The organism is Ensifer sp. EB106-05-01-XG146, from assembly GCF_058791875.1.
Map to the genome: position 1 here is coordinate 1,188,940 of NZ_JBYTDX010000001.1, position 15,691 is coordinate 1,204,630.

18 protein-coding genes are annotated in these 15,691 nt (G+C 62.5%); 12 read left to right on the forward strand and 6 right to left on the reverse strand.

What is annotated here, in order from left to right:
• Positions 1–101 precede the first annotated feature (101 nt).
• Positions 102–743: a PAS domain-containing protein gene (locus AC3WVQ_RS05785; protein WP_244546740.1), complete on the reverse strand. Its 642-nt coding sequence runs from the start codon at positions 741–743 to the stop codon at positions 102–104.
• 355 nt (positions 744–1,098) lie between these two features.
• Between AC3WVQ_RS05785 and AC3WVQ_RS05790 the strand changes: the two genes are divergently transcribed.
• Entirely contained in the window at positions 1,099–1,830 is a 732-nt protein-coding gene (locus AC3WVQ_RS05790; RefSeq protein WP_089044571.1) for a rhomboid family intramembrane serine protease, read from the forward strand.
• A gap of 261 nt (positions 1,831–2,091) precedes the next feature.
• The gene (locus AC3WVQ_RS05795) at positions 2,092–2,520 is read left to right on the forward strand and encodes a CBS domain-containing protein (protein ID WP_034795965.1); all 429 of its coding nucleotides are present in this window, start codon (positions 2,092–2,094) and stop codon (positions 2,518–2,520) included.
• Between the two features lie 134 nt (positions 2,521–2,654).
• On the opposite strand, the gene AC3WVQ_RS05800 is transcribed toward AC3WVQ_RS05795, so the two are convergent.
• From AC3WVQ_RS05800 to folE, 3 genes are all read right to left on the reverse strand, one after another.
• Positions 2,655–3,614: a patatin-like phospholipase family protein gene (locus AC3WVQ_RS05800; RefSeq protein WP_034795962.1), complete on the reverse strand. Its 960-nt coding sequence runs from the start codon at positions 3,612–3,614 to the stop codon at positions 2,655–2,657.
• Between the two features lie 398 nt (positions 3,615–4,012).
• Complete coding sequence (hisI, locus tag AC3WVQ_RS05805; RefSeq protein ID WP_034795960.1) at positions 4,013–4,465, reverse strand: phosphoribosyl-AMP cyclohydrolase; 453 nt, start codon at positions 4,463–4,465, stop codon at positions 4,013–4,015.
• 24 nt (positions 4,466–4,489) lie between these two features.
• The gene (gene folE / locus AC3WVQ_RS05810) at positions 4,490–5,107 is read right to left on the reverse strand and encodes a GTP cyclohydrolase I FolE (RefSeq protein ID WP_034795957.1); all 618 of its coding nucleotides are present in this window, start codon (positions 5,105–5,107) and stop codon (positions 4,490–4,492) included.
• Positions 5,108–5,447: 340 nt separating this feature from the next.
• Between folE and AC3WVQ_RS05815 the strand changes: the two genes are divergently transcribed.
• The 6 genes from AC3WVQ_RS05815 to AC3WVQ_RS05840 all read left to right on the forward strand — a co-directional run bounded on the left by AC3WVQ_RS05815 (position 5,448) and on the right by AC3WVQ_RS05840 (position 10,372).
• The gene (locus AC3WVQ_RS05815) at positions 5,448–5,894 is read left to right on the forward strand and encodes an iron-sulfur cluster assembly scaffold protein (protein ID WP_034795955.1); all 447 of its coding nucleotides are present in this window, start codon (positions 5,448–5,450) and stop codon (positions 5,892–5,894) included.
• Position 5,895: 1 nt separating this feature from the next.
• Entirely contained in the window at positions 5,896–6,270 is a 375-nt protein-coding gene (yidD, locus tag AC3WVQ_RS05820; protein WP_089044573.1) for a membrane protein insertion efficiency factor YidD, read from the forward strand.
• The gene (locus AC3WVQ_RS05825; RefSeq protein WP_060516848.1) at positions 6,267–6,695 is read left to right on the forward strand and encodes a DUF2267 domain-containing protein; all 429 of its coding nucleotides are present in this window, start codon (positions 6,267–6,269) and stop codon (positions 6,693–6,695) included. Before yidD ends, AC3WVQ_RS05825 begins: the two co-directional genes overlap by 4 nt.
• Positions 6,696–6,706: 11 nt before the next feature.
• Positions 6,707–7,246 carry a DUF1697 domain-containing protein gene (locus tag AC3WVQ_RS05830; protein WP_090295809.1) on the forward strand — a complete coding sequence of 180 codons (540 nt, stop codon included), beginning with the start codon at positions 6,707–6,709 and terminating at the stop codon, positions 7,244–7,246.
• Between the two features lie 224 nt (positions 7,247–7,470).
• Positions 7,471–9,453, forward strand: a complete 1,983-nt coding sequence (thrS, locus tag AC3WVQ_RS05835) for a threonine--tRNA ligase (protein WP_060582497.1) — start codon at positions 7,471–7,473, stop codon at positions 9,451–9,453.
• Positions 9,454–9,532: 79 nt separating this feature from the next.
• On the forward strand, positions 9,533–10,372 hold the full coding sequence (locus AC3WVQ_RS05840; protein ID WP_060516850.1) for a lysophospholipid acyltransferase family protein: 840 nt from the start codon (positions 9,533–9,535) through the stop codon (positions 10,370–10,372).
• A 33-nt stretch (positions 10,373–10,405) separates the two neighbouring features.
• Here AC3WVQ_RS05840 and AC3WVQ_RS05845 read toward each other — a convergent pair whose 3' ends face one another.
• A complete protein-coding gene (locus tag AC3WVQ_RS05845) occupies positions 10,406–11,419 on the reverse strand; it encodes an RgsD C-terminal domain-containing protein (protein WP_060516851.1) in 1,014 nt (337 codons plus the stop codon).
• A 100-nt stretch (positions 11,420–11,519) separates the two neighbouring features.
• Between AC3WVQ_RS05845 and AC3WVQ_RS05850 the strand changes: the two genes are divergently transcribed.
• On the forward strand, positions 11,520–12,104 hold the full coding sequence (locus AC3WVQ_RS05850) for a nitroreductase family protein (RefSeq protein WP_034795936.1): 585 nt from the start codon (positions 11,520–11,522) through the stop codon (positions 12,102–12,104).
• The gene (locus AC3WVQ_RS05855) at positions 12,104–12,706 is read left to right on the forward strand and encodes a flavin reductase family protein (protein ID WP_034795932.1); all 603 of its coding nucleotides are present in this window, start codon (positions 12,104–12,106) and stop codon (positions 12,704–12,706) included. Before AC3WVQ_RS05850 ends, AC3WVQ_RS05855 begins: the two co-directional genes overlap by 1 nt.
• 22 nt (positions 12,707–12,728) lie before the next feature.
• On the opposite strand, the gene AC3WVQ_RS05860 is transcribed toward AC3WVQ_RS05855, so the two are convergent.
• Entirely contained in the window at positions 12,729–13,427 is a 699-nt protein-coding gene (locus tag AC3WVQ_RS05860; protein ID WP_090295761.1) for a hypothetical protein, read from the reverse strand.
• A gap of 74 nt (positions 13,428–13,501) precedes the next feature.
• Between AC3WVQ_RS05860 and AC3WVQ_RS05865 the strand changes: the two genes are divergently transcribed.
• Together AC3WVQ_RS05865 and AC3WVQ_RS05870 are read left to right on the forward strand one after the other, a co-directional pair.
• Complete coding sequence (locus AC3WVQ_RS05865; protein WP_090295758.1) at positions 13,502–14,638, forward strand: DUF2336 domain-containing protein; 1,137 nt, start codon at positions 13,502–13,504, stop codon at positions 14,636–14,638.
• Positions 14,639–14,668: 30 nt separating this feature from the next.
• Positions 14,669–15,688 carry an SDR family oxidoreductase gene (locus AC3WVQ_RS05870; protein ID WP_492382613.1) on the forward strand — a complete coding sequence of 340 codons (1,020 nt, stop codon included), beginning with the start codon at positions 14,669–14,671 and terminating at the stop codon, positions 15,686–15,688.
• Positions 15,689–15,691 lie beyond the last annotated feature (3 nt).

The following is a 15,691-nucleotide window of genomic DNA, read 5'->3' on the forward strand; positions in this document are numbered from 1 at the left end:
TGTGGCGACATAGCTTGGCTGGCGGAGCTTAGCCTTTTCAAGTTAATAGAAGGTTCGTCCTCCGGTTGGTCCCTGACATCATCTCGGGACAGTCGGCGCGATCAATCGCGGCGCCCGCCCTCGAGGATGCGGAGATGCCCGAACTGGCGGAATTCGCGCGAAAATGCGCCGGCGGCAGGCGATTTCGCAAAGGCATCGCTCTGTCGCTCGGTTTCCTCGTCGCGAAACACAGCAGTCCGATCAGGGTCGAGAACCTTCATGCCCGTCGCATCGAGACATTCGATTGAGGTTGCATGCAACCAATACGGGCGGGAAAGAGGTGAGAGGGCGCCAAGGACCCGGTCACTTTCTCCTTTGCTGGAGGCAAGCGGCAAAAGCAGGGTTTCGATATCGACTTCCCGCGCGTCGGCGGTACGGCCCTTGGCCGAAAGCACGAGCGGCACACGGTGCGTCATGACCTGGCCGGTGATGCGCTGCGTTTTCGCCGCCTGGCTGCCGAGCCAGAGCATGCCGAATTGCCGCCCGCGCAGCTCCTGCCCAAAGAGGGCGCACACCTGGGTTCCCGCCAGGCGAAACGAGATGCCGGCATTGCGGTCGCGCTCGAGAATGAACAGGTTCGGCAGCAGCGTTTTGATGTCGGAAGGTTCAAGCTCGTCGCGGCGCGGAAGCTCGCGTTTCCCGCGAATGGTGTTCCAGTATCGGAAAAGCTCCGTCGTCGTATTGCTGCGCATCGCTTCTTTCATTCCATTCCTGCGGCCCGTTGTGTCCCGGTTCGAGACATCTTCGGCCATGCATTTCGGTTCTGAGGATTAAGGAGCGAAAATCGTGCCAGCCGGAAATTAAGGTTAACAAACGGTTTCCGTTGCAGTGCGCCGCCGCAACTGGCAGGGGAGGACATCACTTTACGAAGCGTTGTCTTCGGCACTTGAACTGGAGCTCGGATCTGAGCTTGGCGACCGTTCAGTTTTTGCTGGACGGTCTTTTTTTGTTTGCTTATGGCTGGTCGCCCCAACTCCAGTCCTAATTCCGGTGATGCCATGCCATCGCCGCGATCGCACAGGAATGTGTGGGCCGCATTGAGAGGAGAACACAGCAACCATGGAACGAGATCAGACGGCGACGCCACCGGAAGCAGAGCGCGACAGCGCCGCGAGCCCGGCGCGCGAGCCGGCCTTCAATCTGCCGGCGGGGCTGACCATCATCCTGCTGTTTCTGATCGCAATCCATGTTCTGCGAACCTACGTGCTGCCGCCGGCGATCGATCAGGAGATCATCTTCAACTTCGCCTTTCTCCCGGCCCGCTACGATCACCCATTGGCCGAGCAGGGGCTTGCCTGGCTGTGGAGCCCCGTCACCTATTCCTTCCTGCATGGAAGCTGGGAGCATCTGATCTTCAACATCTTCTGGATGGTGGCCTTCGGTGCGCCGGTCGTGCGACGGATCGGCATGGGGCGTCTCGCCGTGTTCTGGTGCCTGTCGGCGGCGGCCGCAGTCGCGCTGCATACGGCGTTTCACTGGGGGGAAATGATCGTCGTCGTCGGCGCTTCCGGCGTGGTGTCCGGATTCATGGGGGCTGCCGCGCGCTTCGTCTTCTCGCCGAGCGGGCGCATCAGCCGGCAGTTTGCCCATCTCAATCGTCGGCTCGACGTCGGTGAGGCTCTGGCCAACCGCTCGGTCGTGGTCTTTGCCGGTATCTGGTTCCTGACCAATTTCCTGATCGGCCTTGGCATGTTTACCCCCGGCGGAGCGGGCAGCGTCGCCTGGGAAGCGCATATCGGCGGCTTCCTCTTCGGCTTTCTGCTCTTCAGCCTTTTCGATCCGCGTGACTGACGGAGCGAAAGATCGGCGGACGGCGCTTGTGAGCGCTTGATTTCCCCAGGGCGCTGGCGCACCATTTGTTACGGTCGCCCGTGATCGAAAGACTGGGCGACCCGTGTAGGCCGGGTATCGAATGCCATCCGCGTCTGAGGAGCACGCGAGACGGCTTTCGCAAGCGGCCAGGGTACAGGTTCCATCGCCCGACCGTACCGCACGTGAGATGGCTGGACCTATCCCTGCCGACCCGGTGTTGTCGCAACGGGAGATGTGCGCATGTCAGTAAAAGCCATACTCGATGAAAAGGGCCGGAATGTCGTAACGGTCGGCCCTCAAATGACAGTCCAACAGGCTGCCATCCTCTTGCGTGACAATCATATCGGTGCGGTCGTCATCCTCGACGCGGACGATCAGATCGCAGGCATCCTCACTGAGCGCGACATCGTCGCAGCGATTGCCAAGCAGGGTTCGACCTGTCTCGAAAGGCCGGTGGCAGCGGTCATGTGGCAGAATGTCTATTGCTGCACCGAGGACATGTCGGTTCAGACCCTGATGGAAATGATGAGCAAGCTCCGGGCCCGTCACCTGCCGGTCGAAAGGAACGGCCAGCTTGCCGGCATCGTCTCGATCGGTGACGTGATCAAGCATCACATCCGCGCCATCGAGCACGAGACCGAACAGATCAAGGCCTATATCGCCGGCTGAGAGAAAAGGGCGGCATTGCGCCGCCCTCTTAATCCCCCTGGGAGCCGCGAAGCACCCGTGTGTTCAGGGTACACCTTGGGCGACCGGTAACGTGCGCCGCTGCGTATCGCGGCTTTCATGCCGCGCACGCTCCGTCAGCGAACGAGCACTTCCTGCATGCGGCGAATTTCAACCAGCCTCGCCTTTGCCTCGTGGTAGCCGCGATCGATGGCCTCGCCCGCGCGGTGGAATTCCGAAAGACCTATGTCGTTGAGTTTCGGGTGCAGCGCCAGGTCCGGCGGGTCGCCGGCAAGCCGGGCGCGGGAAATCCGGTCCTGGATGATGTTGAAAGCCTGGACCATGACGCTGGTCATGCCGAGGCGCGACTGGTGCGGCGCTTCCTTGGCGGGCGCATCCAAGGATTCAGCACCGGCGCTGTGTTTGACGACGGCCGAGCGGCCATAGAGATCGTAGTTGAGGTTCACCGCGACGACGAGTTGCTGCTCATGGGCGCGACACACCGAAACCGGAACCGGATTGACGAGCGCGCCATCGATCAGCAAGCGTCCATTCGCCTTGATCGGCTCGAAGATGCCGGGCAGGGCGTAGGAAGCCCGGATCGCGGTGATCAGCGATCCCTTTTCAAGCCACACCTCGTGGCCGCTGTGAACTTCCGTTGCAACGGCAATGAACGGCCTGTCGAGGCCTTCGATGCTGAGGCCTTCCAGATGCTCCTGCATGCGCTTGGTGAGCCGCAGGCCGCCGAAAAGGCCGCCGCCGCCGATGGCGAAATCGAGCAGGCCGGCGATCCGGCGTACGGTGAGGGAGCGGGCGAAGGCTTCGAGTTCGTCGAGCTTGCCGGCAAGATAGCAGCCACCGACGAGCGCGCCGATCGAGGTGCCGGCGATCATGCCGACTTCGATGCCTTCTTCGTCGAGCGCGCGCAGCACGCCGATATGGGCCCAGCCGCGCGCGGCACCGCCGCCAAGCGCGATTGCGATCTTCGGTTTTTGCGGAGGTGGCGCCGGTTCAGGTGGCGTTGTCGAAATCGATGTTCCGTCCGGTCCGGACAGATCCGTAATCTGATTGTTACGCGTAAACGTCCAATTCAACATCCGGCACCTCCAACACCGCCGAATACTCCGCAGCGCGACACGTCGATGAGAATGCGCGAAGGTCGCTGTGGCAATTCATCGCTGACTAAACTTCCAGGGGTCGGGATTGATCCTGGAGAGAGGCAATTTCATGCGCGCGTCCTGGGGAGGCTCCGCCAAGCCGGCGCCGGTGCTGGCCTTGTCCGCTTCATTGCTGAAAGACTGGCACCTTTGTCTAAGGTATATCACCGATCCCACCGACGATTGCGGCACGACCGATAAACATTGGATACAGTTTGCAATACAGTTTGGAACGAGATCGTTCCGATTGCGCCGCATCCCTGCTTAAGGATTAGGCGCCCGGTTGGTTTCCAAAATATAAATATAGCATGCACCCGCGCCAAAAAGATGCGCGATGCTTAATTTTTATCATAGATCTCGGCGGGGTCGAAATGCCTGTGGTCGTCGGTGATTTTGACCGAGGCCTTGCCGTCTTCGGTGCCGACGGTGCGGTAGAAACAGGAGCGGCGGCCGGTATGGCAGGTCGCGTCGTGGCCGGCGACGGAAACCTTCAGCCAGATCGCATCCTGGTCGCAATCGGTGCGGATTTCCTTGACCGCCTGCAGGTTCCCGGAGCTTTCGCCCTTCTTCCAGAGGCTCTTGCGCGAGCGGCTGTAGTAGTGGGCCACGCCGGTCTCGATCGTCAGGGCCAGGGCCTCCGCGTTCATGTGGGCGACCATCAGCAACTCGCCGTCCCTGACGTCGGTGACGACGGCGGTGATCAGCCCCTTTTCATCAAAACGGGGAGTGAAGGCCGGACCGGTTTCCAGTTCGGCCTTGTCTGAGGAGGGAGCGTCGAAGGTGAGCGTCATGGAAAGGCTCCGTCTGTCGGAGCCTTACTTGAAGCCCCTGATCATCGTCATGAACCGCGCCTGCTCGGCCGGTTCCGTCTGGAAGGTACCCGTAAATGTGGTCGTCAGCGTTGTCGAGCCTTGCTTCTGCACGCCGCGCATCGCCATGCACATATGCTCGGCTTCGATCATCACGGCAACGCCGCGCGGGGCGAGCGATTCGTCGATCGCCCTGGCGATCTGCGCCGTCATCGATTCCTGCGTCTGCAGGCGGCGGCCGTAAATATCGACCACGCGGGCGATCTTCGACAGGCCGAGCACGCGCCCGTTCGGCAGGTAGGCGACATGCGCCTTGCCGATGATAGGCACCATGTGGTGCTCGCAATGCGAATAGAACGGGATGTCCTTGACGAGCACCATATCGTCGTAGCCGGCAACCTCCTCGAAGGTGCGGCCAAGCACGTCTTCGGCAGCCAGATCATAACCGCTGAAAAGCTCGCGGTAGGACTTGGCCACGCGCGCGGGCGTATCCAAAAGTCCCTCGCGCTGCGGGTCTTCGCCAGCCCAGCGCAAAAGAACGCGCACCGCTTCCTCGGCCTCCTTCTGGGTGGGGCGGCCGCTCGCATCGTCGAGCACAGGAAAATTCTTCACTATGGCATCCATAATGGCCTCTTTTAGCAATACGGGATTGCTTGACGTTTTATCTTTCGGACAACTCGCCACTGGCCATTCGCCTAACCCTGCAGGCTTGGGTTCCGTTGGCGGGCTCCGGGGCTTTCCGGTCCTGGCTTAGCAGTGCACTGGACCTTCCGGCACGGTTTCCCAAACAACAGGCGACATTGTTCCTCTTGCGGAACTGTCGCCCCAACACGACATAGCATATAGTATGGTGCCACAGAGATGAAAGAGGCGGAGCGTGTCGCGTCGTGCTTTTTTCCCGTCTACCGGAGAAAATCATGCGTCGATCACTCAAAACCGCGAAAAATCAGTCGGATCGCGTCAAATGATGGATGACATCTACAACAGCCGAATTCTCGAATTCGCCGGCAACATTCCCCGTATCGGGACGCTCGGCGATGCCGATGCGGACGCGACGGCGCATTCCAAGCTGTGCGGCTCCAAGGTGCATATCTGGTTGAAGATGGATGGCGACGTCGTCACCGATTTTGCCCATGACGTCAAAGCCTGCGCGCTCGGCCAGGCGTCGTCCTCGATCATGGCGCGCCATGTCGTCGGCGCCGGGGCTGAGGAGATCCGCCAGGCGCGCGAAGACATGCTGGCTATGTTGAAGGCGGACGGTGAGGGGCCTTCGGGCCGTTTCGAGGACATGCGCTTCCTGCGTCCGGTGAAGGACTACAAGGCGCGCCACGCATCGACCATGCTAACCTTCGATGCGGTCGTCGATGCCATCGAGCAGATCGAGGCCAGGCGACTGCTCGCGGCCGTCTGAGATGTGCGGCGAACCGAATTGCCGGCACGCTGCACATGAAAAGGCAGCGCCAGCGGTCCGTGGCCGAAACTGGTCGGGCCCCTTTCGCAAGACCCCCGGGCGGCTCTTAGGCATGGCGCTGATCCGCGCCTATCAGCTCACGCTTTCGAGCTTTATCGGCAATTCGTGCCGACACCTGCCGACCTGTTCGGAATATGGCTACGAGGCGATTGCCCGCCATGGCTTCTGGGCCGGAGGCTGGATGACGCTGTTTCGCGTGGCGCGCTGCGGGCCGGGCGGAACGCATGGTTTCGATCCTGTGCCGGAGCGGCTTGAACCGCGCCTCGTATGGTACGCGCCGTGGCGCTTTTGGCGGCCGCGGCCGAAGATTGGATGACCGCCATGCCCATGCCGATGGAGTATCGTCAGGCTTCCTTAGACTTCGAGCGCTTCCTTCTCGATGCCCGCGACTTGGCCGGGCTGCAGACGACGAACCAGGCCTATACGATGGTCCAGGCGGTACTGCAGACGTTTCGGCGCCGGCTCGATATCGAGGATGCCATTCTGTTTGCCGACATCCTGCCGCCTGTCATCCGGGCGATCTTCGTTGCCGAGTGGGACCTTGAAGAGCCGCGGCTCCCGTTTTCGGGTCGCATCGCCATGACCCGCGAGGTACAGGCGCTGCGCCCGGATCACAATATTTCCCCGGACAGCGCCATTGCAGACGTCGCTGGCGCCTTGCGTCGCAACATCGACGAGGCGAAACTCGACCGGGTGCTCGCCCGGCTGCCGGCGGGCGCTGCGGATTTCTGGCGCGCCTGACAAGGGGAATGATGAACAGCTACGTCGCCTTGCTTTACAGCATCGTTCTCGGGCCCGGCCGCCGGGTCGTCATGGCTGACCTCAAGAAGATGGCCGAAGGGCTCGGCTATCAAGCGCCGCGGACGTTGGTCGCAACGGGCAATCTGGTGTTTCAGACCGGACAAACGTCCACTCGGGACCTCGAAATGCCGCTTGAGAAGGCCTTTGCCGAGACGTTTGGCCGGCACGTCGACATTCTTGTCCGGTCGGGCGCCGATTGGCAGACGCTTGCCGCAGCCAATCCCTTCCATGAGGAGGGCGAGGCGGACGCGGCGCAGGTTCATGTCCGGGTGATGCGCGAACCTTTGACGGAAGCGGCGCTCGAAGGGCTTCGGCGCTACTGCACCGCCGGCGAGCGACTGGCGATCGTCGATGGCGATCTCTGGGTGCATTTCCCGGGCAAGGCGAGCGAATCGAAGCTGCTCGGCGCCATGACCACCAAGCGGCTGGGCATCGGGACGTTCCGCAACTGGAACACCGTGAAGGGGCTTTGCGAGATGCTGCGCAGCTAGCCTCCGCCGCAGCCTTTGCCTTTACTCACTTTCGAAAACCCTTTATCAGGCTACGGCGTGTTTCCGCGGGTCGTCCTCCGGCTCGGGGAAAAACACGCAGCAATCCAAAGCACTACAGCGATCTCTGCGCGTCTGACGGATGCGACGCTGTATTGTCAATTCACCGGCCCTGCCGGTCAACCATACCACCCGCATTCGTTGGCGGGACTGGATAGGAGATCAATATGTCGAATCCTGTTTCCCTTACATTTCCTGATGGCTCGGTGCGCGAATATCCCTTCGGCACGACCGGCCGCGACGTGGCAGAATCGATTTCGAAGTCGCTCGCCAAGAAGGCGGTTGCGATCGCGCTCGACGACGAGCTGCGCGATCTGTCCGATCCGGTGACCAATGGTCGCCTCGAAATCGTCGTTCGTGACGACAAGCGCTCGCTCGAACTGATCCGCCACGATGCCGCGCACGTGATGGCGGAGGCCGTTCAGGAACTGTGGCCGGGAACGCAGGTGACCATCGGCCCGGTCATCGACAACGGCTTCTATTACGACTTTGCCCGCAACGAGCCCTTCACGCCCGACGACCTGCCGCTCATTGAAAAGCGGATGAAGGAGATCATCGCCCGCAACAAGCCTTTCACCAAGGAAGTCTGGTCGCGCGATAAGGCCCGCCAGGTTTTTGCCGACAAGGGCGAGGCCTACAAGGTCGAACTCGTCGACGCGATCCCCGAAGGGCAGGATCTCAAGATCTACTATCAGGGCGACTGGTTCGATCTTTGCCGCGGCCCGCACATGGCCTCGACCGGCCAGATCGGCACCGCCTTCAAGCTGATGAAGGTGGCCGGCGCCTATTGGCGCGGCGACAGCAACAACGCGATGCTGACCCGCATTTACGGCACCGCCTGGCACACCCAGGAAGAGCTCGACCAGTACCTGCACGTGCTCGCTGAAGCCGAAAAGCGCGACCACCGTCGCCTCGGCCGCGAAATGGACCTGTTCCATTTCCAGGAAGAAGGCCCGGGCGTCGTCTTCTGGCATGGCAAGGGCTGGCGCATGTTCCAGACGCTGGTTGCCTATATGCGTCGCCGGCTCGCCAACACCTATCAGGAAGTCAACGCGCCGCAGGTGCTCGACAAGTCGCTCTGGGAAACCTCGGGTCACTGGGGCTGGTACCGGGACAACATGTTCAAGGTGACCGTTGCCGGTGACGAGACCGACGACGAGCGCATCTTTGCGCTGAAGCCGATGAACTGCCCGGGCCATATCCAGATCTTTAAGCATGGCCTGAAGTCCTATCGCGAACTGCCGGTGCGCCTCGCCGAGTTCGGCAACGTTCATCGCTACGAGCCGTCGGGCGCCCTGCACGGGCTGATGCGCGTGCGCGGCTTCACCCAGGACGACGCGCATGTCTTCTGCACTGACGAGCAGATGGCGGAAGAATGCCTGCGCATCAACGACCTCATCCTCTCGGTCTACGAGGACTTCGGCTTCAAGGAAGTCGTGGTCAAGCTCTCCACCCGTCCGGACAAGCGCGTCGGTTCCGACGAGCTCTGGGATCGCGCCGAAAGCGTGATGACGGACGTCTTGAAGACGATCGAGGCGCAGTCGGAAGGCCGAATCAAGACCGGCATTCTGCCGGGCGAGGGCGCCTTCTACGGTCCGAAGTTCGAGTACACCCTGAAGGACGCGATCGGTCGCGAATGGCAGTGCGGCACGACCCAGGTCGACTTCAACCTGCCGGAGCGTTTCGGTGCCTTCTACATCGACAAGGAATCCGAAAAGCGCCAGCCGGTGATGATCCACCGCGCGATCTGCGGCTCGATGGAACGCTTCCTCGGCATCCTGATCGAGAACTTCGCCGGCCACATGCCGCTCTGGGTTTCGCCGCTGCAGGTCGTCGTCGCGACGATCACTTCGGAAGCCGACGACTACGGTCGCGAGGTTGCCGAACTCCTGCGTGATGCAGGGCTGACTGTAGAGACCGACTTCCGCAACGAGAAGATCAACTACAAGGTCCGCGAACATTCGGTCACGAAGGTTCCGGTCATAGTGGTCTGCGGCAAGCGCGAAGCCGAAGAGCGCTCGGTCAACATCCGCCGTCTGGGCTCGCAGGCCCAGACCGCCATGTCGCTCGACGAGGCGATTGCATCGCTTGCGCTCGAAGCCATGGCGCCGGATCTCAAGCGCAAGGCAGAAAAGAAAGCTCGGGGTTGAGACCCCGAGCACTTGCTTTGTCAGCAAACTGTCATATTAGCGGAATATCCGGATAAGATCGTATCCATCGGAGATTTCCGTGCAGTTCAAAGAGCTGTCCTACGCCAATGAGAACGACCGGCGCCTGAAGCGCTGGTTCATTCGCTCCATGGAAGGCCTGTCGGGCCGCAACCGCTATGCCAAGCTTTATACGCGCTGGCGGTCCGACATCGTCGGAAAGAGCGAGCGCGTCTTCGGGGAGATGTTGCAGCTCATCGATGTGACGCTGCAGACAAAAGGCGAGTGGCCGCCGCGGAACCTGCCCGATACGCCGATCGTCATCATCGCCAATCATCCTTTCGGCATCGGCGACGGCATCGCCGTGCTGGCGCTTGCCGAACAGCTCGGCCGTCCCTTCCGCGTCCTCATCAACAACGAACTGCTGAAGGTGCCGGAAATGGCGCCTTACTCGCTGCCGGTATCGTTCGAAGAGACGAAGGAGGCGCTAGCGGTCAACATGGCGACGCGCCATGAGGCGCTGCGACTGCTCAAGGAAGGCGTGACCATCGTCATCTTCCCGGCCGGCGGCGTGGCGACCGCGCCGAAGGGTTTCGGCCGGGCCGAGGACCTGCCGTGGAAGATCTTTCCGGCAAAGCTCATTCAGGCGGCGCGGGCGAGCGTGATCCCGATCTACTTCGAAGGACAGAACGGGCCGTTCTTCCATCTGGCGAGCAAGATTTCACTGACGCTGAGACTGTCGCTCTTGATCCGCGAATTCCGGCGTCTGTCGGGAACGACGATCGCGGCGCGCATCGGCGGCGTTCTCACGCCCGAGGATCTCGGTGCCTGTGGTGATCGCAAGGACCTTTTGGCGCGCATCTATGAAGCGGTCTTTTCCATGGCGCCGCCGCGTCGGCGGTTCATGCGACGGGCAGGCTGACGTCAGGTCAACTGCGTTCCGTCACGTCGAAGCTCAGTCCTGTGCTTCCGACACGACGCTCGCATTGGTGTTCGCATTGTTGCCGCCGCTGCTGAGCAGTACTTCCACGTCCATGTTGACGCCGGCCTTCACGGTGAAGTCGCGCTCGTAGATCTTGTCCTTGTAGCGCGCCACGGCGGAATAGCTGCCTTCGAGCAGAACCTGCGTCGGGAAGGCGCCGTTGGCTTCGCTCACCGTATCGCCGGCGGAGGTGAGGATCGTCCAGGCGGTGTTGGCGATCGCTTCGCCGCCCGGTTCCGAAACCAGCTTGAGCGTGAGCTTGGCGGCGCGGTGCTGCATGGTTGCTTCGGTCAGCTTGCCGGCTTCGACCTGGATGTCTGCCGCGGTCGAGGCGTTGGTCGTGCCGCCATAGCTGGAGGTCACGTGATAGGTCCCGGCGCCCAGCCGGACCACCGTGTTCGGCTTGACGTCCTCGACGATGAGCGCCCGTTCGCCGTCGCTCTTGGTGTCGGCGGAATAGACGTCGAAGCTGAGTTCGGCCGGTGGGATGCGCACGTCGCTGCCGGAGACGGCATTGAGCTTCATGCCGCCGGCATCGAGCACCAGCACCTGCTTGTCGAGCGCGCCTTGCTCCGGCACGCGGACCTTGCGCGTGGCCGAGGCGCGTCCAAAGGAGACATTGACGAAATACTCGCCCGGTACCAGATTGAACGCTGTCGAGCCGCCTTCCGACGTTGCGAGAAGCGGCAGCTTGCCGTCGCTTCCGGGGATCGGGCTGAACACACGCCAAGTGAGCCCGGCCTCGACCGGTCCGCCTTTTTCGGTCAGCAGCGCCTCGAGCTTGATATCCTTCAGGGTGCCGTCCGCCAGCGGATCCGATGTCATCGGGCTGAAGCCCGTCAGCTTCGGCATCTTGCGCGGGCCGGCGATCGAGGGGAAACTTTCAAACGCCTGGGTCGCATCCTCTGCGAACACATTTCCCGTAGCGGTGCCGGCGACAAGGATCGCAAGACCGGTCTGAAGGAAAATACGAGAGAGTGCACGCATGAGAACAGTTGACTTCCTGACTGAGTGACTCCACTTGGGACGCCGGTATGGCATTTTCGTGGCTGCCTGTGGGGCGGCAAATTAGTGGAATTCATCTGACATGAAAACCGAAATTAAGCTCGTCGACTACCTGACGTCCCGTCGCTCCATCCCCGCTTTCCAGATGGGAGGTCCCGGTCCCGGCAAGGCCGAGGTCGAGGAAATGCTGAAGCTTGCTTCGCGCGTGCCGGACCACGGCAAACTCGCGCCCTGGCGCTTCATCGTCTATCGCGGCGAGGAGAGGGTTCGCATCAGCGCCAAGCTGAAGGCAATGGCGCTTGAGCTGAAGCCGGATCTGTCGGAAGAGATGATCAAGGTGGAGGAAACCCGCCTGTCGCGTGCGCCTGTGGTCGTCGCCGTCGTCAGCACCGCCGCGCCGCATTTCAAGATCCCGGAATGGGAACAGGTCATGTCCGCTGGTGCCGTCTGCCTCAACCTGCTGATGGCCGCCAACGCCCTCGGTTACGCATCCAACTGGCTGACTGAGTGGTATGCTTTCGACGAGCGCGCCTATCCGCTGCTGGGCGTGAAGCCGGGCGAGAAAATTGCCGGCTTCATCCATATCGGTACCGCCATGGTGCCACCGACGGAGCGGCCGCGGCCGGAGCTGGCCGAGATCGTCACCTGGGTTGGCGAGGAAGCCTGATGTTTTACGATACGACCTCGAACAGTCACGGCCTGCCGCATGATCCTTTCAAGGCGATTGTTTCGCCGCGGCCGATCGGTTGGATTGGCACGCGGTCGGCCGAGGGCGCGCTGAACCTCGCGCCCTATTCCTTCTTCAATGCCATCAGCGACCGGCCGAAGCTCGTGATGTTCTCATCGAGCGGCTATAAGGATTCGGTTCGCAACATCGAGGCAACCGGCGAGTTCACGGCGAGCTTCGCCAGCCGTGACCTGGCGGCCGCCATCAACAAGACGTCGATCCCGGCGCCGCATGGCGAGAGCGAATTCGAGATCGCCGGATTGACGCCGGTCGACGGCGCGCTGGTTGGGGCGCCGTTCGTCGGTGAAGCCTATGCCGCGCTCGAATGCCGGATGACCGAGATGTTCCAGCCCAAGGATCTGGATGGTGCATTGTCCGACAACTACGTCGTCATCGGCCAGGTCGTCGGCATCCACATTCGCGAAGACGCGATCCGCGATGGCCGTTTCGACATGGCGACGGTCAAGCCGCTCGCCCGCCTCGGCTACATGGACTATTGCGACGGCGGCGACGTCTTCCAGATGACCCGCCCGACGCGCTGACGGTTACCGCGCCGGCTCGGCGTCATAGGCTGCCGGCGATGACTGCTTGCTCGGGCGAGCGGCAGACGACCGAAGCGAATCCGTCGTTCCTGCTTTGTGAAAGCGCCCAGCGTGTGGCTGCCGCATCGGCGGTGGGCGGCAGCACCTCATAGGCGCGGATGCCGGCCTCATGGGCCCTTAGCACCACATTGGCGCGACCCGCGAGCACGGGCGCGGCCACGCCCTGATGCGCGGCACTCGCCGGCTCCTTGCAGCCGACTGCCTTTGCCAGCGCCGAGCCGTTGAAGATCAATCCTTCTAGTCGCTGCGAGCACCCCGCCAGTGTGTGTGGCGACAGCAGGCCTTCGGGTGCTGCGCCGTATTCGGCGTAAATCCGGGTGCGATTGGCTGGAAGGCCAATCCTTGCTTCGGCAACCCGCAGCATCACGTCGAGCTTCTGTATGTCCGCGCGGCCGCGGCATCCGGTAAGCACGACGCCATCGATGCCGCTATCAAGCAGCCAGTGTACGTCGTCTTCATGGAGCAGCCCGACCGGTTCCACACAGGCGAGCAGCGCGAGATCGCGTCCTTCCATCCGGGCGAGGCCAAGACGCGTTTCGTGGCCGAGGCCGGCAGTCAGGATCAGCCCAGCCAATGTGTTGAGAACGCTCACGTCCAGGCTAAGCGCGTCGTCGTCCGCAAACAGCAGCGGCCTTATGGTTTGGAGGCGGTTAACAGACATGGTGAACCAATCTTAAACCTTTGCTCGCTAGGCTTAGAACATCGGTGGCATTGGCGTGGTCTAGTGGGGCGTAGGTGATCATACAAGCATTTCTTCGCTGGGTGGAAACGGCGAGAACAGGCGAACGCATTCGCGCCGCCAGCGCGCTCGGCCGCGCCTATGTCGAGGCGCAACTGAATGGCCTCGATCGTCGCGCCGCCGAGATGGCGATGACCTTCCTGCTGGACGATCCGTCGCCCAAAGTTCGCCTTGCCTTGGCCGAAGTCCTTTGCGGTTGCTCTTCCGTGCCGCGCGCCATCATTCTTGGTCTTGCCGGGGACCAGCCTGAAATTGCCTATCTCGTCGTTTCGCATTCTCCCGTCCTGACCGACGACGACCTGGTCGACCTCGCGGCTCGGGGAACGCTGGAGACCCGCGCGCTGATCGCGGCGCGCAGTTTCGTTTCGCGCGGGGTCGCCGCTGCGATCGCCGAAATCGGCGACGAAGACGAAATGCTGATCCTGCTCGAAAACCCCGGCGCTCGTCTGTCGCGCCGTTCGCTGAAGCGCATTGCCGAGCGTCTTGGCCATTCGGCTTCGGTTCGTGACCTGCTTCTTGCGCGCAACGACCTGCCGAGTGCCGCCCGCCACGCGCTTGTCGAAGAAGTCGGTGCAGCACTTGCCGCCTTCGGCCTCGTACAGGTGACGATTGGAGAAGGTCGCGTGCAGCGGGTCACCCGCGAAGCCTGCGATATCGCCGCCGTCGGCATGGTTGGAACGACGGCCGTCGAGGAGCTGCCGGACCTCGTCACGCATCTGCGCGAGACCGGCCGCCTGACGCCCGCCTTCCTGCTGCATGCGCTCGTGACCGGCCGTGCAGAGTTTTTCTCGGCCGCAATCGTCGACCTCTCCGGCGTCAGCGAAAAACGCGTGCGTTCCATCCTGTCCGGTGGGCGCGTCCACTCGATCCGTGCCCTGTTCGAAAGCGCCGGGCTCGGCCGCGACGTCAGCGAGACGTTTGCGACAGCGGTCCTCCTGTGGCGTCAGGACGGGCCGGGTTCAATCGGCGGCCACGCGACGGTCTCGGCAGAACTGCTCGTGCGCCTGCGACGTGGACGGGCAACATCGCCGACCGACGCAGCGATGATCGATCTGCTCGAGCGCCTGGCATTCGCCGAGGAACGCCAGTCGGCCCGTGACTACGCGGAACTTGCCGCACGCCAGGCCGCCTGATCGCGACCCGCTTTAGCGAGGAATGGACCCATGAACGCGAGGACCGCGACCGTTGCCGTGACCGGAATCGGCGGTTTTGTCGGACGGCACGTCGCGCTCGCCTTGCTGCGCGAAGGTTATCCTGTGCACGGCACGGTTCGCGCGCTCGGGCGCGCCGAGGAGATCGAGCGATCCATTCGCGCGGCCGGTGGTACGGATGCCGCGCGCCTGACGTTTGGAGAGGCGGATCTCCTGAAGGAGCGGGGCTGGGCTGAGGCCTTTGCCGAGGTTTCCTACGTCGTCCACACCGCCTCGCCATTTCCGGCTCGCTTGCCTGCCAATGAAGATGACCTGATCGGGCCGGCCCGTGACGGCACGCTGCGTGTGCTCAGGGCAGCCCATCCGGCCGGTGCCAAACGCGTCGTGCTCACGTCGTCGGTCGCCGCGGTCATCTACGGGGCAGGGCGCGCGCCGTTTACGGAGGACGATTGGACCGATCCGCAGTCATCGCTTGCGACACCCTACTACCGCTCCAAGACCTTCGCCGAACGCGCGGCCTGGGACTATGCGGCTGACAGCGGCCTGGAGCTTGTGGTCATCAATCCCGGAATGGTCCTCGGGCCGGTTCTTGGCCATGAGATCGGCACATCCGTCGCCGTGGTGCGCAGCCTGCTCAAGGGGAACTATCCCGCCTTGCCGAAGTTCGCCGTGCCGGTTGTCGACGTCCGCGACGTGGCGGATGCGCATGTGCAGGCCTTAAGCGTCGCCGCAGCGGCAGGCGAGCGTTTCCTGATTGCGGGAGAGGCGCTTTCCCTTGCGGATATCACGGCCATCCTCCGGCGCAGGTTCCCTGAACATGCGGGCAGGCTTCCGAGGTTCGTGCTGCCCAATTGGCTGGCAGGGCTTGCCGCCCCCTTCGATGCGGGCCTGCGCCTCATCGTGCGCGAACTCGGGCATGACCCCCGCATTTCCAACGAAAAGGCGCGCCGTGTTCTCGGGTGGCAGCCGCGCTCTGCCGAAGAGGCCGTCGTGGCCTCGGCGAACAGCCTGATTTCGGCCGGCCTCGTCTGAGGC